The sequence below is a fragment of the Frateuria soli genome, assembly GCF_021117385.1.
In the GTDB taxonomy this organism is placed as follows: Bacteria; Pseudomonadota; Gammaproteobacteria; order Xanthomonadales; family Rhodanobacteraceae; genus Frateuria_A; species Frateuria_A soli.
This window is the reverse complement of sequence record NZ_CP088252.1, coordinates 3268640-3290486: the sequence shown is the minus strand read 5'-3', so window position 1 is coordinate 3290486 and position 21847 is coordinate 3268640. Positions and strand designations below refer to the sequence as shown.

23 protein-coding genes are annotated in these 21847 nt (G+C 69.4%); 14 read left to right on the top strand and 9 right to left on the bottom strand.

Annotation, left to right across the window (positions count from 1 at the left end; all coding sequences use genetic code 11):
• Complete coding sequence (locus LQ771_RS15090; protein WP_231350195.1) at positions 1–531, top strand: gamma carbonic anhydrase family protein; 531 nt, start codon at positions 1–3, stop codon at positions 529–531.
• On the opposite strand, the gene LQ771_RS15085 is transcribed toward LQ771_RS15090, so the two are convergent.
• Positions 516–1007 carry an energy transducer TonB gene (locus LQ771_RS15085; protein WP_231350194.1) on the bottom strand — a complete coding sequence of 164 codons (492 nt, stop codon included), beginning with the start codon at positions 1005–1007 and terminating at the stop codon, positions 516–518. The two genes, LQ771_RS15090 and LQ771_RS15085, sit on opposite strands and share 16 nt — an antisense overlap.
• Positions 1008–1204: 197 nt before the next feature.
• On the bottom strand, positions 1205–2047 hold the full coding sequence (gene aroE / locus LQ771_RS15080; RefSeq protein WP_231350193.1) for a shikimate dehydrogenase: 843 nt from the start codon (positions 2045–2047) through the stop codon (positions 1205–1207).
• A 115-nt stretch (positions 2048–2162) separates the two neighbouring features.
• Between aroE and LQ771_RS15075 the strand changes: the two genes are divergently transcribed.
• Positions 2163–2378: a hypothetical protein gene (locus LQ771_RS15075; RefSeq protein WP_231350192.1), complete on the top strand. Its 216-nt coding sequence runs from the start codon at positions 2163–2165 to the stop codon at positions 2376–2378.
• A 110-nt stretch (positions 2379–2488) separates the two neighbouring features.
• Entirely contained in the window at positions 2489–4579 is a 2091-nt protein-coding gene (locus LQ771_RS15070) for a putative bifunctional diguanylate cyclase/phosphodiesterase (RefSeq protein ID WP_231350191.1), read from the top strand.
• A 90-nt stretch (positions 4580–4669) separates the two neighbouring features.
• Here the strand turns inward: LQ771_RS15070 and LQ771_RS15065 are convergent, their stop codons facing one another.
• Positions 4670–6154 carry a RimK family protein gene (locus LQ771_RS15065; RefSeq protein WP_231350190.1) on the bottom strand — a complete coding sequence of 495 codons (1485 nt, stop codon included), beginning with the start codon at positions 6152–6154 and terminating at the stop codon, positions 4670–4672.
• Between the two features lie 212 nt (positions 6155–6366).
• Here LQ771_RS15065 and LQ771_RS15060 point away from each other — a divergent pair, with 212 nt between their 5' ends.
• On the top strand, positions 6367–6840 hold the full coding sequence (locus LQ771_RS15060; RefSeq protein ID WP_231350189.1) for a GNAT family N-acetyltransferase: 474 nt from the start codon (positions 6367–6369) through the stop codon (positions 6838–6840).
• 51 nt (positions 6841–6891) lie between these two features.
• Here the strand turns inward: LQ771_RS15060 and LQ771_RS15055 are convergent, their stop codons facing one another.
• The gene (locus LQ771_RS15055) at positions 6892–7575 is read right to left on the bottom strand and encodes a hypothetical protein (RefSeq protein ID WP_231350188.1); all 684 of its coding nucleotides are present in this window, start codon (positions 7573–7575) and stop codon (positions 6892–6894) included.
• A 62-nt stretch (positions 7576–7637) separates the two neighbouring features.
• On the opposite strand from LQ771_RS15055, the gene lptM reads away from it, so the two are divergent.
• The 7 genes from lptM to LQ771_RS15020 all read left to right on the top strand — a co-directional run bounded on the left by lptM (position 7638) and on the right by LQ771_RS15020 (position 13177).
• On the top strand, positions 7638–7802 hold the full coding sequence (gene lptM / locus LQ771_RS15050) for an LPS translocon maturation chaperone LptM (protein WP_231350187.1): 165 nt from the start codon (positions 7638–7640) through the stop codon (positions 7800–7802).
• 5 nt (positions 7803–7807) lie between these two features.
• The gene (gene dapF / locus LQ771_RS15045; protein WP_231350186.1) at positions 7808–8644 is read left to right on the top strand and encodes a diaminopimelate epimerase; all 837 of its coding nucleotides are present in this window, start codon (positions 7808–7810) and stop codon (positions 8642–8644) included.
• 137 nt (positions 8645–8781) lie between these two features.
• Positions 8782–9468, top strand: coding sequence for a DUF484 family protein (locus LQ771_RS15040; RefSeq protein ID WP_231350185.1), 687 nt, complete (start codon positions 8782–8784; stop codon positions 9466–9468).
• On the top strand, positions 9465–10358 hold the full coding sequence (gene xerC, locus LQ771_RS15035; RefSeq protein ID WP_231351936.1) for a tyrosine recombinase XerC: 894 nt from the start codon (positions 9465–9467) through the stop codon (positions 10356–10358). Before LQ771_RS15040 ends, xerC begins: the two co-directional genes overlap by 4 nt.
• A 178-nt stretch (positions 10359–10536) precedes the next feature.
• On the top strand, positions 10537–11109 hold the full coding sequence (gene hslV / locus LQ771_RS15030; protein WP_231350184.1) for an ATP-dependent protease subunit HslV: 573 nt from the start codon (positions 10537–10539) through the stop codon (positions 11107–11109).
• A 79-nt stretch (positions 11110–11188) separates the two neighbouring features.
• On the top strand, positions 11189–12526 hold the full coding sequence (gene hslU, locus LQ771_RS15025; RefSeq protein ID WP_231350183.1) for an ATP-dependent protease ATPase subunit HslU: 1338 nt from the start codon (positions 11189–11191) through the stop codon (positions 12524–12526).
• 36 nt (positions 12527–12562) lie between these two features.
• A complete protein-coding gene (locus LQ771_RS15020; RefSeq protein ID WP_231350182.1) occupies positions 12563–13177 on the top strand; it encodes a hypothetical protein in 615 nt (204 codons plus the stop codon).
• Between the two features lie 78 nt (positions 13178–13255).
• Here the strand turns inward: LQ771_RS15020 and LQ771_RS15015 are convergent, their stop codons facing one another.
• Positions 13256–13867 (bottom strand): cation efflux transmembrane domain-containing protein, encoded by a 612-nt coding sequence (locus LQ771_RS15015; protein ID WP_231350181.1) that lies wholly within the window; start codon positions 13865–13867, stop codon positions 13256–13258.
• 168 nt (positions 13868–14035) lie between these two features.
• On the opposite strand from LQ771_RS15015, the gene rbsK reads away from it, so the two are divergent.
• Positions 14036–14929 carry a ribokinase gene (gene rbsK / locus LQ771_RS15010; RefSeq protein WP_231350180.1) on the top strand — a complete coding sequence of 298 codons (894 nt, stop codon included), beginning with the start codon at positions 14036–14038 and terminating at the stop codon, positions 14927–14929.
• A 251-nt stretch (positions 14930–15180) separates the two neighbouring features.
• Here the strand turns inward: rbsK and mnmE are convergent, their stop codons facing one another.
• The 4 genes from mnmE to rpmH all read right to left on the bottom strand — a co-directional run bounded on the left by mnmE (position 15181) and on the right by rpmH (position 18929).
• Positions 15181–16545 carry a tRNA uridine-5-carboxymethylaminomethyl(34) synthesis GTPase MnmE gene (mnmE, locus tag LQ771_RS15005; protein WP_231350179.1) on the bottom strand — a complete coding sequence of 455 codons (1365 nt, stop codon included), beginning with the start codon at positions 16543–16545 and terminating at the stop codon, positions 15181–15183.
• Between the two features lie 107 nt (positions 16546–16652).
• Entirely contained in the window at positions 16653–18338 is a 1686-nt protein-coding gene (gene yidC, locus LQ771_RS15000) for a membrane protein insertase YidC (RefSeq protein WP_231350178.1), read from the bottom strand.
• Between the two features lie 61 nt (positions 18339–18399).
• The gene (gene rnpA / locus LQ771_RS14995; protein WP_231350177.1) at positions 18400–18780 is read right to left on the bottom strand and encodes a ribonuclease P protein component; all 381 of its coding nucleotides are present in this window, start codon (positions 18778–18780) and stop codon (positions 18400–18402) included.
• A gap of 14 nt (positions 18781–18794) precedes the next feature.
• Positions 18795–18929, bottom strand: a complete 135-nt coding sequence (gene rpmH / locus LQ771_RS14990; RefSeq protein WP_008211413.1) for a 50S ribosomal protein L34 — start codon at positions 18927–18929, stop codon at positions 18795–18797.
• Between the two features lie 183 nt (positions 18930–19112).
• Between rpmH and dnaA the strand changes: the two genes are divergently transcribed.
• Both dnaA and dnaN read left to right on the top strand, forming a co-directional pair.
• Complete coding sequence (gene dnaA, locus LQ771_RS14985; RefSeq protein WP_231350176.1) at positions 19113–20441, top strand: chromosomal replication initiator protein DnaA; 1329 nt, start codon at positions 19113–19115, stop codon at positions 20439–20441.
• 229 nt (positions 20442–20670) lie between these two features.
• Positions 20671–21771 carry a DNA polymerase III subunit beta gene (gene dnaN / locus LQ771_RS14980; protein WP_231350175.1) on the top strand — a complete coding sequence of 367 codons (1101 nt, stop codon included), beginning with the start codon at positions 20671–20673 and terminating at the stop codon, positions 21769–21771.
• Positions 21772–21847 lie beyond the last annotated feature (76 nt).

Here is a 21847-nt window from a genome sequence, read left to right as displayed (position 1 = left end):
ATGAACAACCTGCGTATCTACAAGGGCGTCACGCCCACCCTCGGCCAGCGCGTGTACATGGACCCGGCCGCCAGCGTGATCGGCGACGTGGTGCTGGGCGACGACGTCTCGGTATGGCCGGGCGTGGTGCTGCGCGGAGACGTGCATTACATCCGCGTCGGCGCGCGCACCAACATCCAGGACGGCACCATCGTGCACGTCAGCCACGAAGGCCCCTATGGCCCGGGCTTCCCCTGCCTGATCGGCGAGGGCGTGACGGTCGGCCATGCCGCGGTGGTGCACGCCTGCACGCTGGAGGACTACTGCCTGATCGGCATGCACGCGACCGTGCTCGACGGCGCAGTGGTCAGGAGGCACGGCTTCGTCGGCGCCGGCGCGGTCATCCCGCCGGGCAAGGTGGTGGGCGAGCGCGAGCTGTGGCTGGGCAACCCGGCCCGGTGCGTCCGCCTGCTCACCGACAAACAGGTGGAACAGCTGCATTACTCGGCCGAGCACTACATCCGGCTGAAGGACGCCTACCTGGCCGACTGAACGGGCTGGCGTCGCTGCAGGAACGCCGCGCGCGCCTCGTGCCGGCGCGCCTCGAGCCGGCGCTGCGCGGCGAGTTTGCCCGCCAGCAGCGCCAGCAGATAGTTGTCGGCGTCGAAATCGCGCAGCAGACGCAGCTCGCGTTCGGCTTCGTCCAGCTCGCCCCGGTCGATCGCCTGCTCGACCTCCCGCGTACCGGCCGGGAACAGCCGCCTGAGGGTCTCGCGGCTGGACGCATCGTCCGGTTCCAGGCCAAGCACGCTCAGGTAGAACTCATAGGCGTTGCTGCCTGCCGGGGCGAGCAGGCGGTGGTCGCGCTCGGCCGCCTGCGCCAGTGCAAGCAGGATGCCGCGGCCGCCGGCGTCATCATCTGGCTGTACCGGTGCCGGCCACCGGTACAGGCCCGATGCGGCCAGCAGCAGGAGAACGGCGGCGGCGACCAGCCACGGGTGGCGACGGGGCGCGAAGGAAACGGACATGCAGGGATCGCCAGTGACCCGCGCATGGGCGCGGCGGGCGCACGGTAGCGAGGGCAGGTTGCAGCAGCGTGACCCGTGGCGGTTATCCCGCCGTCGAGCACGCGGGTGACCGTTGCGCGCGGCGGCGCGCGAGGCGTTGCGAGGCCAGGAATCCGCGCATCGGCCACCGCACGGCGCACGGATCGCTGCTGCGCCCGTCAGGCTCCAGTCGTACGCAGGTGCGCGTACACCGGGTCTGTGTCCGGCCGGCGACCGTGCCACAACACGAAGGCGTCGGCGGCCTGCTCCACCAGCATGCCCAGTCCGTCGCAGGCCGTCCTGACGCCGGCGGCGCGGGCCCAGGCGAGGAAGCTTTGCGCGGCACTGCCGTAGGACAGGTCGTAGCCGACCGTCTGCGCGGTGGCCAGGCCGTGCGGCAATACCAGCGGCTGGCCGAGCACGCCGGCCGAGGTGGCGTGCACGATCAGGTCGAAGCTGCCCAGCTCGGCCAGGTCCTGCCAGTAGCGCGCGCGGACGCGCGCGACGCCCAATGCGCCGGCGAGTGCCGCGGCGGTGTCCGGCGTGCGGTTGACGATGGTCAGCTCCCCCACCCCCGCGTCGAGCAGGTCCCATGCCACGCCGCGTGCGGCGCCGCCGGCGCCGAGCAACAGCACGCGACGGCCGCGCAGCGCGCACTGCTGGCGCCCGGTGAGGTCGCGCACCAGCCCCGCGCCGTCGGTGTTGTGCGCAGCCAGGCGACCGTCCGGAAGACGGGTCAGGACGTTGGCGCTGCCGGCGCGACGGGCCGCCGCACTGCACTCGTCGGCCAGCGCGAGGGCCGCGGCCTTGTGCGGCAAGGTGACGTTGGCGCCGTGGGCGTGGGCCAGGAAGCGGCGGACTGCGTCGTCGAAGGCTGCGGGCGTCACGTCGATGGCGGTGTACTCGAGCGCCACCCCGCACTGTTCGCCGAACATGCGGTGGATTGCCGGCGACAGCGAGTGGCCGACCGGGTGGCCGAACACCGCGTAGCGTGGGGGGAGGAGGTCGGTGCCGTGGGGCATGGGCGTCCTGGGGGCGGTTGGTGCGCGCATTCTAGGTGCGCGCGGGGGTGCGTCGCAGCCGCTGAGATGCCCGCTCCGCAGGATCGCCTTCCCCGTCCTGCCGGAGCTTCCCGCCATGCCCGTGTACCGTTCCCAGACGTTCGCGTTCCAGCTCGCCGCCGCTGCCGGACTGTGGCTCCTGCTTGGGGCCTTCCTGCTCGCGTTGACACCGCTGCCGGCGCACACCGAGGCGCTCGGCTGGGCCCCGCTGTTCTGGTTGCTGCTTGCGCCGCTGTGCGTGCTGGGGGGCCTGCGCGTGCGGCGACTCGCCTGGGCGCTGCCCGCCGGCTGAGCGTTCAGGCGGGCGCAGGCATCCGCCCGCCCGTGTGCCTCCCGTTGTGCTACAACGCGCGATCGATCTCGCGACGCGCTGGCGTCCGGCAGGGGGCCTGCAACCCGAGCATGATGGCGGTCAGTTACAACGCGTGGCTGGTGTTGCTTTCGCTCGCGCTGGCCGCGCTCGATGCCTACGTCGCGTTCAGCGTGGTCGGCCGGATCGCCCGCTCGCGCGGCCCGGTCGCCGTGCTGTGGACCGCATTTGGCGCGCTGGCGATGGGCTCGGGCGTGTGGGCGATGCACTTCATCGGCATGCTTGCCCTGCAGGTGCCGATCCCGCTCGGTTACGACAGCCGGCAGACCGCGCTGTCGGCGGTGCCGGTCGTGCTGGCCACCGGCGCCACGCTGTGGCTGCTGGCACGGCATCCGACCCGCAACGGCGCGATCCTCGCCGGTGGCGTGCTCGGCCTGGGCATGAGCGCGATGCACTACCTGGGCGTGCGGGCGCTCGACATGCAGCCGGCGATCGCCTGGCGCCTGTCCTGGACCGTGGCCTCCGTGGCGCTGGCGCTGGGCGGCTCGATCGCCGCGATCGGGTTGCACAGCATTCTCTGGCGCAGCGAGCGCCGCCGTCGCTGGTGGCTGCGCGTGGTGGCGGCGCTGATGCTCGGCGGCACCGCCACCGGCGTGCACTACCTGGGCATGGCGGCGATGCGCTTCGCTCCCGATGCGGTGAGCCTGCAGGCACGCAACGGGCTGCACGGGCTGGGCCTCGGGCTCGCGGTCAGCCTGGTCTCGGGCCTGCTGCTGCTGTTGACGCTCGGCGTGAGCCTGGCGCACCGGCAGCTGCAGCGGCACACCGAGGCGATCTCGCGCGAGCTGGGCCAGGCCCGTGACGCGCTGAGCTGGCTGGCCTACCACGACGAACTGACCGCGCTGCCCAACCGCGCCAACGTGCTCGACCTGCTCGACCGGCTGCTGCCACTGGCGCGCGAGGAACGCTTCGAGGTGGCGGTGATGTTCGTCGACCTGGACGGCTTCAAATCGATCAACGACACGCTCGGCCACGAGGTCGGCGACGAGTTCCTGCGCTCGGTCGCCGACGCCCTGCGCGCCAGCGTGCGCAGCCGCGACACCGTCGCGCGCTTCGGCGGCGACGAGTTCGTGGTGGTGCTCGAGCGCTTCCGCAGCGAGGCCAACCTGAGCGCGATCTGCCGGAAGATCCTCAGCCTGGTCAGTCGCCCGGTGACGGTCGCCGCGCACAGCGTGAGCGCCACCCCGAGCATCGGCGTGGCGATGTTCCCGCGCGACGGCGAGGACGCGGCCAGCCTGCTGCGCCACGCGGACCTGGCCATGTACAGCGCCAAGGAACACGGCAAGGCCGGCTACTGCTTCTACCAGCCGCGCATGAGCGAGCAGGCGCGCGACCGGCTGCTGCTCTCGGCCGAGCTGCGCGAAGCGCTGCAGCGCGACGAGATCATCGTGCATTACCAGCCGAAGGTGGCGCTGGAGAGCCGGCGCGTGGTCGGCCTGGAGGCCCTGGCGCGCTGGCCACATGCCGCGCGCGGCATGCTGTTGCCCAAGCACTTCGTGCCGCTGGCCGAAGGCAGCGGGCTGATCGCGCAGCTGGGAAACGCGGTGTTGCGGCAGGTCGCGCGCCAGCTCGCCCAGTGGCGCGCGCGCGGGCTGCCGCTGGTGCCGGTGGCGATCAACGTGTCGCTGCAGGAGATCCAGGACGGCCATTTCGTCAGCGGCCTGCTGGGCACGCTGCGCGAGTTCGGCCTGCATCCGAGCCTGATCGAGTTCGAGATCACCGAATCGGCGGCGATGAAGAACGCCGAGCACACCCTGCGCCAGTTGCGCCAGCTCGAGGCACTCGGCTTCCGCATGGCGATCGACGACTTCGGCACCGGCTTCTCCAGCCTGAGCCACCTGCGCCAGTTGCCCACGCAGACGATCAAGATCGACCAGAGCTTCGTTCAGGGCGCCGCGCACAACCCGGCCGACCGCGACATTACCGAGGCGATCATCGCGCTGGCGCGCAAGCTGCGCCTGACCACGGTGGCCGAGGGCATCGAGACCGAGGCGCAGGCGGCGTGGCTGCGCGAGGCCGGTTGCGAGATCGGCCAGGGTTTCCTGTTCGTGCGGCCGTTGCCCGCGGCGCAGGTGCCGGCGCTGCTGCTGGGCGAGCGCACGCCGGCGGCCAGCGCCTCGTAGGAAACCCCCTGGACGCGGCCGGGATGCCGCTGCGCGGCGAGCACCGGATGGGCAGTCGCGCCCGAGGGCGCCGCCGCAGGCACCCGGCGACTATCGCCCGATGCCCAGGCGCTTGTGCTCCATGCGCCGCAGGAACTCCTGCATGATGCGCCGGTACAGGTCGGCGCCCAGGTAGGCATCCTCCACGCCGGCGTCGATCGACGGGTTGTCGTTGACCTCGATCACCACCGGCTTGTTGCCCACCTGCTTCAGGTCCACACCGTACAGGCCGTCGCCGACCGCCTGGGTCGCCTTGAGCGCGAGCTTGACCACTTCCGCCGGCGCATCGCGCACCGGCACGGTCTCGAAGCCGCCGGACTTGGCCGTGCCCTTGGCGCCATGGTTGTAGATCTGCCAGTGCCCGCGCGACATGTAGTACTTGCAGGCGTACAGCGGCTGGCGGTTGAGCACGCCGATGCGCCAGTCGAACTCGGTGTAGACGAATTCCTGCGCAAGCAGCAGCGCGCTGTGCGAGAACAGCTCGCCGGCGGCCTTTTCAAGCGCGTCCTCGTTTTCGACCTTCACCACGCCGCGCGAGAAAGAGCCGTCGGGGATCTTCAGCACCAGCGGAAAGCCGAGCTTGGCGGCGGTGTCCTTCCAGGCCTTGGCATGGTCGCGGTAGAGGATCTCGGTGCGCGGCACGGCCAGCTTGCGCGAGACCATCAGGTCGTTGAGGAAGATCTTGTTGGTGCAGCGCAGGATCGAGGTCGGATCGTCGATCACCACCATGCCTTCCTTTTCGGCCCGGTGGGCGAAGCGGTAGGTGTGGTTGTCCGAGGCGGTCGTCTCGCGGATGAACAGGCCGTCGTACTCGGCCAGGCGCGGGTAGTCGATCTTGCCGATCGGGTCGACCTCGATGCCCAGGTCCTTGCCGGCGGCGATGAAGCTCTTGAGCGCCTTCTTGTTCGACGGCGGCATCGCCTCGTCCGGATCGACCAGCATCGCGATGTCGTAGCGGTACAGCTTGCGCGTGCGCGGCTTGCGCCAGAGCTTGCGCGAGAAACGGTCCAGCTCCGCGGCGAAGGCGTCTTCCTGCGCATCGTCCAGCGTGTGCAGGCCGACCGGCTTGATCGAGGCGACCTGCCACACCCGCTCGCGCTCGAACTCGATGCGCAAGAGCGGACAGGGGAACATCTCGAACAACTGCCGCGCCAGGTCCTGCAGCGCCGGATAGGCGGTCTCGCCGAAGTACACCAGGATGCCGAAATCGGTGGTGTCGCGCCCGCCGGCGGGCAGGAAGTGGGTCAGCTTGCTGTTGAGGTCCTCGATGTCCAGGCCGTACAGCGAGCGCCGGCGCAGGTCGTTGATGGTGCGCACCGAGGGCAGCACCTTGTGCCCGCGCGCCTCCGCCAGCAGCGAGACGTAGTAGCCCGTGCCCAGGTACTTGTAACTGCGGCACAGGTTGATCACGTGGGTGCGTTCGTCGTCGCCGCCAACCGGTTCGCGCAAATAGTCCATTGCGCTCATGACATCCACGGACGGGTAGTAGGCGCTCCAGTCGGAGGCTTTCTCGACGACGATCACCAGGCGGGTCATGGCACCTCGCAACACCCAAAGGAAAAGCCCCTCGCACTGCGGAACCAGGCGGCGGGGCGCAAACGCGAAGTGTGGGCATAGGCGTGGTGGCGCGCAACGGTGAAGCGCGACGGCATTCAGCATGCCGTACTCCGCGGGGTGGGCCTCAACCGTTGCGCGCCGGTGGGTGTCAAGCCCACGCTACGGTATGCAAGCCCTCAGGAGCATCGCGCTTGGTCCCGAACCTGCCTTCCACGCCCGTGCGCCCGGCCACGGTTTCCGATCTGGATGCCCTGGTGGCGCTGGAACTGCACGCCTTCCGTGGCGATCGCATGAGCCGTGCGCAGTACCGGCGCCACCTGGCCAGTCCGCGCGCGACTGTTCTGGTGGCCGACACGCCGGGTGAAGGCCTGCTCGGCAGCGCGCTGGTGTTCTTCCGCACCGGCAGCTCGCGCGCGCGGTTGTATTCGATCGCCACCGCCGCGGCCGCGCGCGGGCGTGGCATCGGTGCAAGCCTGCTGGCGGCCGCCGAAGACGCCGCCCGCGCGCGCGGCTGCCGTGCGCTGCGCCTGGAAGTGCGGATGGACAACATCGCGGCCATGGCGCTCTACGAGCGCGCCGGCTATCGCCGCATCGGCAGCTACGCCGGCTATTACGAGGATGGCGAAGGCGCCTGGCGTTACGAAAAGGACCTCGCCGGTTCCTGAAGTTCGCCCCGAACCGCGGGCCGTCGACCTGGCCCGGGCCGAAGCGTCGCCTCAGAGCGGGTCGGCGATGCGCTCGGTCGTCGCCGCGTCCGGTCGTGCCACCAGCGCACCGGTGCGCATCAGGCGCACCGTGTAGTGGCCACGGTCGACCAGCGGCAGGTAGGCGCCGCTGCCGTAGACGGTGTCGACCATCGGCAACCAGTCCGGATGGGCGCGGGCGAGCGTGACCAGGTCGCCCTCGCCGGCCTCGCGGAAGTCGACCACCGTACGTAGCCCGGTCATCTCTTCGGTCGGGTCGTCATAGCGGCCGGACAGGCGATCCAGCCGATACAGCGGGGGCAGGCCGGCGAGCACGGCGGGCAGCTTCCACTTGAGCACCAGTGCCTCGATGCGCCAGGCATCGCCGGCCAGGGCCACGTCGCGGCGCTGGCCGTCGGGCCAGGTCAGTGTGAGCACCCAGCGCTGCGGCGAGAGGATGCGCGCATCGACGGTCACCACCGGCGCTTCCTCGCCGAGCAGGCGGTAGCCGCGCAGGCTCCAGCCGGCTCCGGCCAGCAGCAGCGCCAGGCCCAGGCCCACCAGCAGGAACAGCATGCGCAGGATCGCCGCGAACGGCCGGCGTGCCCGCAGGCGACGGCCCAGCTTGGCCAGTTGGACGAGCGCGAAGATCAGCGCCAGCGCGGCGAGGATCCACAGCAGGGTGCTTGGCAGCTGCAACAGCGTGGCCCAATCCATCGAAGGCAATCCGCAACGTTATGATGCGCGCATCATAGCCGCCGCCCCGTCGAGGAAGCCCGATGCGCCGATCCATCCTCCGCACTGCCCTGCTGCTGGCCGCGGGCCTGCTCGCCGGTTGCGGCAACAAGGGCCCGCTGGTGCTGCCGCCGGGGCAGCCGGGCCCTACGGTGGCGCCGGCCGCCTCCGCACCGGCGCCGGCCACGAGCGCGTCGCTGCCCGACTGACGGCCATGCGCTTTTCCAAGATGCACGGCATCGGCAACGACTTCGTCGTGGTCGACGCGCGCCAGGCGCCGCTGGCCTTGCCGACGGTACAGATCCGCGCGCTGGCCGATCGCCACACGGGCATCGGCTGCGACCAGCTGCTCAGCGTGGAAGCGCCTCGCGATCCATCCTGCGCGTTCTACTACGGCATCTGGAACGCCGACGGCACGCCTTCGGGCCAGTGCGGCAACGGGGTGCGCTGCGTGGCGGCCTGGCTGCACCGCGCCGGTGCGCTGGCACTGGACAGGCCGGTGCGCATCGAAAGTCCCTCCGGTCCGGTCAGCGTCCGCGTGCTCGACGCACACCGCGTGACCGTGGACATGGGCGAGCCGGTGTTCGAGCCGGCGCGCGTTCCGTTCACGGCGGAGGGTCCGGCCGCGTTCTATCCGCTCTCGCTGGACGAAGGCACCGTGCAGGTCGGTGTGGTGTCGATGGGCAACCCGCACGTGGTGGTCGCGGTCGAGCACCTGGCCGATCCCGCGCTCGAGCGGCTGGGCCCGCAACTCACTGGCCACCCGCGCTTTCCCGCGGGTGCCAATGCCGGTTTCGTGCAGATCCTCGGCCGCGGCCACCTGCGCCTGCGCGTGCACGAGCGCGGCAGCGGCTGGACGCAAGCCTGCGGCACCGGCGCCTGCGCAGCCATGGCGGTGCTGCGGCGGCGTGGTCAGGTGGACGAAAGCGTGCAGATCGATCTGCCCGGCGGACGCCTGCAGATCGACTGGCCTGGCCCGGGCACGACACTGTGGATGACCGGCCCGGCCGCGTTCGCCTTCGAGGGCGAGTGGCTGCCGGGCCCCCGGTAGGAAGGCTCCGGCCCGCCGCAGGACGCGGCAGAGGCCGGTTACCCCCCGGATTCCGCACAGGCGATTGATGCGCGGGCGCGGGCGTCGCACACTCAGGCCAGGCCGATTCGCCGCCTGACGTTTGCCTAGGTCGCTCCATGCCCGACACCCTGCTCGACGAGATCCCCGGCGCCACCGCGGTTGCCGCGTACCTCAAGCGCCATCCGCACTTCCTGGCCGACTACCCGGACCTGGCCGCGCAGCTGACGTTGCCGCGCAGCGAGGGCCCGGTGGCCTCGCTGGCGATGTACCAGCTGCAGCAGCTGCGCGAGAAGAACGCCGAGCTCGAGCGCCGGCTGGCCGAGCTCGTCGCCATCGCAGCCGACAACGAGCGGCTGATGCAGCGCGTACACGAGCTGCACGTGACGATGCTGCGGGCGGCCACCCCCGCGCTGGCCGCCCGCAGCGTGATCAGCCGGCTGGCCAGCGACTTCCACATCGAGCAGGTGCGGCTGCTGCTGTTCGGCCATGCCCATGGCCTGCCGCCGGCCGAGTGGCTGGTGGTCGAGCCCGGTGGTCGCGCCGCGCTGACCGAGTTTGCCGGCTTCCAGGGCAACCACGAGCCGCTGGTCGGGCGGCTGTCGGCCGAACGCCTGTATCGCCTGTTCGGCGACCATGCGCCGGAGGTGCACTCGGCCGCGGTGATGCCGCTCGGCGAGCTGGGCCTGCTGGCCCTGGGCAGTGCCGATCCGAACCACTTCCAGCCGGGCATGGGCACGCTGTTCCTGAAGATGCTCGCCGCCACGGTGGGCGCCGCACTGACGCGCTCGCAGGAGCTCGCCTGAGCAGCACCGCGCGCGCGCAGGTCGAGGCCTGGCTGGGCCGGCTCGCCGGCGAGCGCCAGGCGTCGGCGCACACGGTGGCGGCCTACCGGCGCGACCTGGACAAGCTGCTTGGCTGGATGGAAACGCAGGGCATCGGCGATTTCGCGGCGCTGGACGCGCACCGCATGCGTGCGTTCGTGGCCGCCCGGCACCGCGCCGGCCTGTCGCCGAAGAGTTTGCAGCGCCTGCTGTCCTCCTGCCGCAGCCTGTTCCGCCAGCTCGGCCGCGAGGGCCTGCTGGCGCACGACCCGGCCGCCGGCGTGCGCGGCCCGAAGGTGCACCGCAAGCTGCCGCAGGTGCTGGACGTGGACGAGGCCGGTGCGCTGGTGGAGAACCCGGGCGAGGGTGCGCTGGCGTTGCGCGACCGCGCCATGCTGGAACTGTTCTATTCCTCCGGCCTGCGCCTGTCCGAACTGTGCGGTCTGCGCTGGGGCGAGCTGAGTCTGGACGAGGGCGAAGTGCGCGTGCTCGGCAAGGGCGCCAAGACCCGTATCGTGCCGGTCGGGAGTCATGCCGTGGCCGCATTGCGCGCGCTCGGCCAGGCCGGGGGCATGACGCCGGCCGCGCCGGTGTTTCGCGGCCGCGCGGGTGCGCCGATCAGCCCGCGCACCGTGCAGGCGCGCCTGAAGCAGCTGGCGCTGGCGCAGGGCTTCGCCAAGCGCGTGCATCCGCACCTGCTGCGCCACACCTTCGCCAGCCACATGCTGGAGTCCTCCGGCGACCTGCGCGCCGTGCAGGAACTGCTCGGCCACGCCGACATCGCCACCACGCAGATCTACACGCACCTGGATTTCCAGCACCTGGCCAAGGTCTACGACGCCGCACACCCGCGCGCGCGGCGCAAGGCTTGAGCGCAACCGGGTCCTCCTCCCCCGCGGGAAGAGGGCCGGGGCTCCCGATACGCTTCGGTTCCGCGACTCCGCTTTCTGGCGCCTGTCGCGCCTCGGCCGCCCCGGCGCTGTCGCGGCCACGTTGAAGGCCAACCGCGCGACCCCATGTATGCCCGCTCGAGCCTTTCGCGGAGCCCCCATGGAATCGTTCCACGCCACCACCATCCTCTCGGTCCGCCGCGGCGGGCGCGTCGTGCTGGGCGGCGACGGGCAGGTCACCCTGGGCAACACCGTGATGAAGTCGAATGCCCGCAAGATCCGCCGCCTCGGCAAGGGCGACGTGCTGGCGGGTTTCGCCGGCGCCACCGCGGACGCCTTCACCCTGTTCGAGCTGTTCGAGCAGAAGCTGGACAAGCATGGCAACAACCTCGTCCGTGCCGCGGTGGAGATGGCCAAGGAATGGCGCACCGATCGGCGCTTCGGCAAGCTCGAGGCGATGCTGGCGGTGGCTGACCGGGACGCCTCGCTGCTGATCTCCGGCAACGGTGACGTGCTCGAGCCCGAGCACGGCCTGATCGCGATCGGCTCCGGCGGCCCCTACGCGCAGGCCGCCGCGCTGTCGCTGCTGGAGAACACCGACATGGACGCGCGCCAGATCGTCGAGAAGGCGCTGAAGATCGCCGGCGACATCTGCATCTACACCAATCACAGCACGACCATCGAAGAGCTTGCCGATGGTCGGGATTCGGGAGAGGGGATTCGGGATTCGTAACAACCGAGTTCCACATCCGGCGGAAGACCGCCTGCTTTTCCGAATCCCAAATCCCGAATCACGAATCCCGGCCCCCCCCATGTCCGAACTCACTCCCCGCGAAATCGTCAACGAACTCGACCGCTTCATCGTCGGCCAGAATGACGCCAAGCGTGCCGTCGCCATCGCGTTGCGCAACCGCTGGCGGCGCATTCAGCTCGATCCCGAGATGCGCAACGAGGTCACGCCCAAGAACATCCTGATGATCGGGCCCACCGGCGTGGGCAAGACCGAGATCGCGCGCCGCCTGGCCACGCTGGCCAACGCGCCGTTCGTGAAGGTGGAGGCGACCAAGTTCACCGAGGTGGGCTATGTCGGCAAGGACGTCGAGTCGATCGTGCGCGACCTGGCCGACGTGGCCTACAAACTCACCCGCGAGCAGGCGACCAAGCGGGTCCGCTCGCAGGCCGAGGACCGCGCCGAGGACCGCATCCTCGATGCGCTGCTGCCGCGCCGGCAGACCGCCAGCGACTGGTCGCACGACCTGACCGTGTCTTCGGCCGACAGCGACACCCGCCAGAAACTGCGCAAGCAACTGCGCGAGGGCGCTCTGGACGAACGCGAGATCGAGCTGGACTTCGCCATGAACGTGGGCGTGGAGATCATGTCGCCGCCAGGCATGGAGGAGATGGGCCAGCAACTGCGCCAGATGTTCCAGAACCTCGGAGGCGCGCGCACGCAGTCGCGCAAGCTGCCGATCAAGGCCGCGCGCCCGCTGCTGGTCGAGGAAGAGGCCGGCAAGCTGGTCAACGAGGAGGAGATCCGCGCCCAGGCGGTCGAGGCGGCCGAGCAGAACGGCATCGTCTTCATCGACGAGATCGACAAGGTCGCGCAGCGCTCCGAGTGGGGCGGCGCCGGCGTCTCGCGCGAGGGCGTGCAGCGCGACCTGCTGCCGCTGGTGGAGGGCTCGACGGTCTCGACCAAGTACGGCCCGATCAAGACCGACCACATGCTGTTCATCGCCTCGGGCGCGTTCTCGCTGTCCAAGCCCTCGGACCTGATCCCCGAGCTGCAGGGGCGCCTGCCGATCCGCGTCGAGCTTTCCGCGCTGTCGATCGACGACTTCAAACGCATCCTTCGCGAGCCGCACAACGCACTCACCAAGCAGTACGTGGCGTTGCTGTCCACCGAAGGCGTGTCGATCGAGTTCACCGACTCGGGCGTCGACCGCCTGGCCGAGGTCGCCTGCCAGGTGAACGAGCGCACGGAGAACATCGGCGCCCGTCGCCTGCACACGGTGATGGAGCGGCTGCTGGAGAAAATCTCTTTCGAGGCAGCGGACAAATCCGGTGAAAAGTACCTGATCGACGCCGAACAGGTGGACAAGAACCTGGGATCGCTCGTGAAAGACCAGGACCTTAGCCGTTACATCCTCTGAACAAGCTGCAGAGCCCCGTCTGGTAAAATTCCTGTCATGGGCAAGGTCATTGAACTCAAAACCACCGGCCAGCGTGCACAGCTGCGCGAGGCGCAGCAGAACCAGCAGCTGATCCGGCTGTGGCGCGCCGAGCTCGAGCACGGCAGCTTCTGCGGCTACGTCGGCGGCGTGGGACGCGAGTTCTTCCTGTTGTGGGTGGTCGGCGACGGCATCACCTACGACGGCATGTACGTGATGCGCCACCGCGACGTCTCCGAGCTGGAGGCGCCGGACAAGCACCATGTGTTCATGGAGAAGGCGCTCAAGCTCAAGCAGCTGCTGCCGCGCACGCCACGCGGGTTTCCGCTCGACTCGATCCGCGAGGTGGTGCAGGCGGCCGGTCGCGTGGCGCCGGTGATCGGCGTGCACGTGGACAGCGAGGACGAGGCCGAGGTCTGCTACATCGGTCGGCTGGTCGGCGTGGAAGAGGACGGCTTCACCCTGCAGGAGATCAGCCCCGACGCCGAATGGCTGCGCGAGGCTTCGTTCTTCGCCTGGGACGAGGTGTCCACGATCAGCATGGAAGATGGGTACGCCCAGTCGCTGCTCGCCGTGGCCGGCACGCCGCCGCCGCTGGAGCAGGGCGACTCGGGCATCGGCCACGCGCACTGAAGCGCAACGTTGGGCGGGCTTGAGCCCACCCGCGTTTTCCGCAAGACCTGGCCTGGCTGAAAGCGTCCCCAGCGCCGGCTACGCCTGCGCCTGGCGATGTTCGTCGCGCGCCGCCTCCCATACCTCGCGCGCCGCGTCCGCGTTCATCGCCGCGATGCCCATACCCACTATCACGTCCGGCCAGGCCGAGCCGGTCCAGGCCGTCGCGCCACCGGCCAGCACGATCGCCACGTTGGCGAACGCATCATTGCGCGCCGAGAGGAAGGCGGCACGGGTGAGGCTGCCGGCGTGATGGCGGAAGCGCGCCAGCACCAGGGCACAAGCCAGGTTCACGACCAGCGCGCCCAGGCCGGTGACTGACAGCGGCAGTGGCGCGGGCGGCAGCGGCAATTGCAGCTTGCGCCACAGCGCCCACAACAGCGCAAGCGCCGGCACCAGCAGGATCACGGCCAGGGCCATGCCCACCCGCGCCCGTGCGGCAGGCGACCAGCCGAGCGCGAGGAAGATCAGCAGGTTGACCGAGGCGTCCTCGAGAAAATCGATGCTGTCGGCGAACAGCGAGACCGAACCGATCGCCAGCGCGACCGCGAACTCCACCCCGAAGTAGGCGAGATTGAGCAGCGCGACCAGCCGCACGGCGTGGTGCAGGGCGGTGCGCGATCCGGGGGCGGCCGGGCTTGGCGGGGGCATGACGCGCATGTTCGCACGGTGGTGCGTGGACCGCCGGCATGGACGGCTCGGCCCGGCGTCACCCGCACGCCCGGCAGGCCGGTGCGGCAGAGGACACGCGCCGGACGTGATGCCGGCGCCGGCGCATCGGCCGTTATGCTTCCAGGCCTCGTTCTGCAGGAAAACCGCATGACCCGCCGCATCGTCGTCGTCGGCAGCATCAACATGGACCTCGTCACCCAGGCACCGCGTTTCCCGCAACCGGGGGAAACGCTGCTCGGCGACGGTTTCCTCACCGTACCCGGCGGCAAGGGCGCCAACCAGGCGGTGGCGGCGGCGCGGCTCGGGGCCGAGGTGGCCCTGATCGGTGCGCTCGGCCGCGACGCCTTCGGCGACCAGCTGCATGCCGGCCTGCGCGAGGAGGGCGTGGATCTCGCGCACGTGCACCGGCTGGCCGACCAGGCCAGCGGCACGGCCTCGATCACCGTCGCCGGCGGCGAGAACCAGATCGTGGTGGTGCCGGCCGCCAATGCGCGCGTCACACCGGCGTACGTCGAGGCCGCGCACGAGGTCGTCGCGCGCGCGGACGTCGTGCTGGTGCAGATGGAGATCCCGCTGGACGCCATCGAAGCCACCCTGCGCCTGGGGCACCGACTGGGCGTGCCGGTGATTCTCAACCCGGCGCCGGCCCGCCCGCTGCCGGCCGAGTGGCTCGCCCTCGCCCGCTACGTCACGCCCAACCAGCATGAGCTGGCGGTGTTGCTCGGTGCCGACCCGGCGGAGGACTTTCGCGCGCTGATGCGCCGCGCACCCGCGCCGGTGGTGCTGACCCGCGGCAGCGAGGGTGCCTGGTATCGCGACCAGGCGGGCGAACCGGCGCACCAGGCCAGCTTCGATGTCGAAGTGGTCGACAGCACCGGTGCGGGGGACACGTTCAACGCTGCATTGGCGGTGTTCCTGCACGAAGGTCTGCCGCAGGCCGTGCGCAAGGCCTGCGCCGCGGCGGCACTGGCCGTCACGCGACTGGGCGCCCAGCCGGGCATGCCGCACAGGCAGGAGCTGGAAGCCTTCCTCGCCCGCTAGCAGGATGCGTTCCATGCGGTCGCCGTACCCCGTGCGCGACCGCACACATGCGCGGGGCGCGCGATCGGGCTGAGGTGGTTTCCTGCCGGCACCCGCGGTCTGCGCGCCGGCAATCGACGATGCGTCGCGCTCGTACGCCTCGTCCGACCCGCCCTTCCATGCCGCGGTACTTGCTGCGTTCGGGGCCCACGTGCAGCTCTTCGATTCTGTCGATGCGCGCGATCTGCCCGCCTCCCTTCCGGCGGCGTGCGCTACTTGCCGATGCAGAAGCTGCCGAAGATCGCGCCGAGCAGGTCGTCGCTGGTGTAGCTGCCGGTGATCTCGCCCAGCGCGTGCTGGGCGTGGTGCAGGTCTTCCGCGACCAGTTCCCCTGCGCGGGTGGCGGCCAGGACGGCGGCGGCGCGGTCGAGATGGGCGTGCACGCGTTCGAGCGCGGCGACGTGTCGCCGGCGGGCACTGAAGGCGCCTTCGCCGCTGCCGAGGCCCGAGCGCCTCTTGAGCTCCGCGCGCAGCAGCTCGAGGCCTTCGCCGGTGCGTGCCGAGAGCCAGAGGTGGAGCACGCCGGCACGCGTTTCCGCATGCGGCGGCTGAGCGTGGAGGTCGATCTTGTTGACGACGACCAGCCGCGCGACGTCCGCCGACAGCTCGTCGAATAGGGCAGGATCGGGCTCGGCATGCGCCACGTCGGTGACCACCAGCACCAGGTCGGCGCGGGCCAGTTCCGCGCGGGCGCGACGCACGCCTTCGCGCTCGATCTCGTCTTCGGTGTGGCGCAGGCCGGCGGTGTCGGCCAGTTCCAGCACCGCGCCATCCAGGCTCACCGTCTCGCGCAGCACGTCGCGGGTGGTGCCGGCGATCGGCGTCACGATGGCACGTTCGCTCTGCGCCAGCGCGTTGAGCAGGCTGGACTTGCCGGCGTTGGGCCGACCCACGATCGCGACCTTGAGGCCGTCGGTGAGGCGCACGCCGCGGCGCGTTTCCACCAGCAGTCCGGCCAGCTGCGTGCGCAGGCCTTCGAGCTGGCGCGCGATGGCCGGATCGGCCAGGAAGTCGATCTCCTCCTCCGGAAAATCGATCGCGGCCTCGACCTGCACGCGCAACGCGATCAGCGCATCGAGCAACGCGTGTACGCGTTGCGAGAACACGCCGTCGAGCGAACGCAGCGCGGCGCGTGCGCCGGCTTCGGAGCGCGCGGCGATCAGGTCGGCCACGGCCTCGGCCTGGACCAGGTCCAGCTTGCCGTTGAGGAAGGCGCGCTCGGTGAACTCGCCCGGCCGCGCCAGCCGCGCGCCGAGCCCGCATACGCGCCTGAGCAGCAGGTCCAGCAACACGGCGCTGCCGTGGCCCTGCAGTTCGAGTACGTGCTCGCCGGTATAGGAATGGGGTGCGGGGAAGTGCAGCAGCAGGCCACGGTCGATCAGTGCGCCGCTCTCGTCGTGGAAGGCGGCCAGGTGCGCGTGGCGCGGCTCCGGCACGCGGCCGAGCAGCGCCCGTGCGATAGCCGGTACGCCCGGCCCGGACACGCGTACCACACCGATGCCGGCGGCACCCGGTGCGCTCGCGATCGCGGCAATGGTGTCGGTTTGCTCCAGCACGAAGCCTCCCGGCGCTCGCATGGCGAACCTGTAGGAACCCACTTGTGAGCGATGCTATGGGTGTCGGTGCGCCCCGAGAGGAGCATCGCCCACGAGTGGGCTCCTACAAGGGGCGGCGAACTCAGGCCTCAGGCCTTTGCCTCGCCGCTCTCCACTTTGTGCGTGATGTACCACTGCTGGCCCAGGCTGACCATGCCGTTGACCACGTAGTAGAGGCACAGGCCGGCGGGGAAGAAGGCGAACAGCACCGCGAAGATCAGCGGCATGAACTTCATCATCTTCGCCTGGGTCGGATCCATGCCGGTGGCCGGCATCAGGTACTGCTGGCCGAGCATCACCAGCGTGTACACCGCCGGCAGCACGAAGTAGGGATCGGGCGTGGAAAGGTCGTGGATCCAGCCGACGAACGGCGCCTGGCGCAGCTCCACGCTCTCGCGCAGCACCTCGTACAGGCCGTAGAAGATCGGAATGGTGATGAGCACCGGAAGGCAGCCGGTCATCGGGTTGACCTTCTCCTTCTTGTACAGCTCCATCATCGCCATCTGCATCTTCTGCTTGTCGTCGCCGTAGCGCTCCTTGAGTGCTGTCACCCGCGGCTGCAGCTTGCGCATCTTGGCGCTGGAGCGGTATTGCGCGGCGGTGAGCTTCCAGGTCAGGCCCTTGATGATCAGCACCAGCAGGATGATCGCCACGCCCCAGTTGCCACTGACCTTCTCCAGCCAGGACAGCAGCGCGTGCATCGGCTGGGCGATCACGGTGAACACGCCGTAGTTGGTCGCCAGCGCCAGGCCCGGCGCCACCGAGTCGAGCGTGCCGACGAGCTTCGGCCCGATGTACAGGCGCGCGCCGGTGGTCTGGCTCTGGCCCGGCGCCACGGTCAGCGTGGGGCTGACGGCGCGGATCAGGTAAGTCGGACGGTCGCTGCCGGCGTTGACCACGTCGGTGCTGTAGCTGGCCTTCTGCTGCGCCGGCGGGATCCACGCGGCGAAGAAATAGTGCTGCAGCATTGCCGCCCAGCCGCCGGCAAAGGATTGCTGCAGCGGATCTTCCTGGAACTTGTCGAACTTGAGCGACTGGAAGTGATCTTCCGGGCTGTACCAGCCGGCGCCATAGAAGCTGGCCGCGGCCGGATCTGTCATGTTCTGCAGCCAGCTGTGGTTCTCCTGGCGAGGCGCGCGCTGCAACTGCTCGTAGGCACTGCCCTGCCACGGCGTGCCGGTGCCGTTGTCGATGCGCTGGTCCAGTTCGACCACGTACCGGCCGCGCTTGAGCGTATAGGTCTTGGTGACCGTGATCCCGTCCTGCTGCCAGGTCAGGTCGACCTTGAGCTCGGGCATGCCGTTGGCCAGCTCGTAGCGCGTCTGCGCGGACTGGAACAGCGCACGATGGTCCGGCGCGGGGCTGTTGGCGCTGACCAGGCCGTTCTGGGCGACGAAATACTGATCCGGCGTATCGGCCAGCAGGCTCACCGGCGGCGGGTTGGGGTGCTTGCGGGTGACCGGTTCGGCCGGATAGCCAAGCAGGTCGGCGCGCACCACGCTGCCGCCGCGGGTGTCGACGGTCAGGCGCAGCACATCGTTGCTGATGGTGATCAGCTGGCCGGCGGTCGCGCTGCCCGGGCTGCCGCTGGCGATCACCGGAGTGGCGGCGCCGGTGGCACCAGGCACGGTGTTGTCCGCCGGCGCGCTCGCGCTGGCCGCGGCAACCGGGGCGCTCGGCACCGGCGCCGGCGCGTAGTCCTTCTCCCAGGCCATCCACAGCAGGTAGGCCACGGCCAGCAGGGCAAACAGGAGAAACGTACGCGTCTGGTTCATCGCGGGGCAATTCCGGTGGCACCGCGAGCTGGAGCCGCGGAAGGACAGGAGAAAAGGCGGGTCAACACGCGATTGTGCCGGCGCCTTCGGTGGGCTTCAACGGCGGCAGCCGGCGCCAGAGCGCGTCGAGCTCGGCCAGCAGGTCGGTCCCTGGCGCGGCGACGGCCGCTTCGCGCGCCATCACGACCAGATCGATCGGCGGCAACGTCAGGCGGGCACGGCGGAACGATTCGCGCACCAGGCGCTTGATCCGGTTGCGATCGACCGCGCGTTTGGACACGCGCTTGGACACGGCCAGGCCCAGGCGGGCGTGGTCCAGTCCATTGGGACGCCAGCGCACAGAAAAACAGCGGCCGCCAAGGCGGCCGCTGGCTTGACGCAGGGCGGCGAAGTCGCCGGCGCGGCGGACCCGCGCGTCGCGCGGCAGGCCGGCGGCAGGCATGACTGCTGCGCCGCTTACGGGATCAGGCGCTTGCGACCCTTGGCACGACGGGCGTTGAGGATCTTGCGACCGTCGGCGGTCGCCATGCGGGCACGGAAGCCGTGGGTGCGGGCGCGCTTGAGCTTGCTCGGCTGGAAGGTCCGCTTCATGGCTTTAGCTCCAGAAGATAAGTCGACAAAAAGGTTGGAAATTATGGGGCCAGCGTGGAGAGGCTGTCAAACCACCCCCCGAGGCGGCCTGTGGACATCGCTGGGGATATGCTGGGGGTTGGCTGCTAGACTTGCCGGTCCACCCTGCGCTTCGGCGCCCCATCGTTGGTCAAGAACTATCCCATGAGTGATTTGTGGCGGCGCTGCCTTGAGCGTCTGGAAAGCGAGCTGAGCGCCGAGGAGCTGCACACCTGGCTCATGCCGCTGCAGGCGCGCGAGGACGACGCCAGCGTGCATCTGTTCGCGCCCAACCCGTACACGCTGGACACGGTGCGCGAGCGGTACCTGCCGCGGATCGAGGTGGTGCTCGGGCAACTGGCCGGCCGCGATTGCCCGGTACGATTGGAGGTCGGCTCGAGCGCGCCACGGCCCGCCCGCCCGGCCGCCGCCCCAAAGGCCTCCGCGGAGCCGGCTGCGCCCGCGCCGGTCTTCGCGCACAACCTGGATCCGCACTACACCTTCGAGACCTTCGTCGAGGGCAAGTCCAACCAGCTCGGCAAGGCCGCCGCCATGCAGGTGGCGATGAACCCCGGACGCGCCTACAACCCGTTGCTGCTTTACGGCGGCACCGGCCTGGGCAAGACCCACCTGATGCACGCGGCCGGCAACCTGATGCGCGAGCGCAACGCCAGCTGCAAAGTGATGTACCTGCGCTCGGAGCAATTTGTCGGCGCCATGATCGAGGCATTGCGCACCAAGAACATGGACCAGTTCAAGCAGCGCTTCCGCTCGGTCGATGCGCTGTTGATCGACGACATCCAGTTCTTCGCCGGCAAGGACACCACGCAGGAGGAGTTCTTCCACACCTTCAATGCGCTGTTCGAGTCCAAGCAGCAGATCATCCTGACCTGCGATCGCTACCCGAAGGAAGTGGACAAGCTCGAGCCGCGGCTGAAGTCGCGCCTGGGCTGGGGGCTGTCGGTGGCGATCGAGCCGCCGGACTTCGAGACGCGCGCGGCGATCCTGCTGTCCAAGGCGCAGGACAAGGGCGTGGCGGTGAGCGAGAACGTGGCGATGCTGCTGGCCAAGCGCATCCGTTCCAACGTGCGCGACCTGGAGGGCGCGCTCAACACGCTGGCGGCGCGCGCCAACTTCTACGGCAAGCCGATCACGACCGATTTCGCCGAAGAGACGCTGCGCGACCTGCTGGCCACCCACGCCCAGGCGGTGACGGTGCCCAACATCCAGAAGATCACCGCCGAGTATTTCAACGTGCGCCTGCAGGACTTGCTGTCCAAGCGGCGGGTGCGTTCGCTGGCACGGCCGCGGCAGATCGCGATGGCGCTCTCGAAGGAGCTGACCGAGCACAGCCTTCCCGAAATCGGCGACGCTTTCGGCGGGCGCGACCATACGACGGTGCTGCACGCTTGCCGCACCATCCGCAAGCTGTGCGAGACCGACGCACGCATGCGGCAGGACTGGGAGCAGTTGATTCGCGTGTTGACCGGCTAACCGCTTGAAAAGCAGGGGTCCAAGCTGTGGATAATAGGTGGATGACTCGCGGCCTCACTTTATCCACAATCGACCCACAGCCGGCCGATACCGTTGAACACAGGCCTTTGCCGACGTAACCAACTGATTTGCAAAAGGAAGTTGGCGAAAAACGAAATATCCACCGCGCCAACTACAACTACCGTACTTCTTTTAAAAAAACAGAACAGCAGTTAGGGGAAGCCCACACATGCAATTCAGCATCCAACGAGAAGCCTTGCTCAAGCCACTGCAGCAGGTGGTGGGCGTGGTCGAACGACGGCAGACGCTGCCGGTTCTGGCCAACCTGCTGGTGAAGGTTGGCGACGGTCGGGTTTCGTTGACCGGCACGGATCTGGAAGTGGAGATGGTCGCCACCACGGCGGCCGATCAGTTGGGCGACGGCGAGATCACGATCCCGGCGCGCAAGCTGTTCGACATCGTGCGCGCATTGCCGGACGGGGTGCGGATCGACCTCAAGCTCAACGGCGATCGCGTGGCGCTGAGCGCGGGCCGGAGCCGCTTCACGCTTGCCACGCTGCCGGCAAGCGAGTTCCCGACCATCGACGAGATCGAGCTGGTCGAACGCGTGAGCCTGCCCGAGGAAGTGCTGCGCGACCTGATGGAACGCACCGCGTTCGCAATGGCCAATCAGGACGTGCGCTACTACCTGAATGGCATGCTGCTGGATCTGCAGGAACACACCCTGCGCTGCGTGGCCACCGACGGGCATCGCCTGGCGCTCAAGGAAACCCAGCTTGAAAGCAAGGTGGCCGCGCGGCGGCAGATCATCATTCCGCGCAAGGGCGTGAACGAGCTGATCGGTTTGTTCGAGACCGGCGACGGCCAGGTGGAATTGGAGTTCGGCCGCAATCACCTGCGGGTGCGCCGCGGTGACGTGGTGTTCACCTCCAAACTGATCGATGGCCGCTTCCCGGACTACGAGGCGGTGATTCCGCTGGGTGCCGACAAGCGTGCGACGCTCGATCGCGAGGTGCTGCGCGGTGCCCTGCAGCGCGCCGCGATCCTCTCGAACGAGAAGTACCGCGGCGTGAAGCTGGAGCTCTCTCCGGGCAAGCTGCGCATCGTGGCGCACAATCCCGAACAGGAAGAGGCGGTCGAGGAGGTCGAGGCCGACACGGTCGTATCGGATCTGGCCGTGGGCTTCAATGTCGGCTACCTGCTCGATGCGCTGGCTGCGCTGAAGGGCGAGCGTGCCCGGCTGAACCTGCGCGACGCGCAGTCCAGCTGCCTTGTGCAGGAAGATGACAACGACCAGTCGCGCCACGTGATCATGCCGCTGCGGCTGTGATCACGTGAGAGCTGGACGACGTAGGGTCGCCCTGCAAACGCCGGAGCTGTCGCGAGACGCTCCGGCGTTGTTCGTT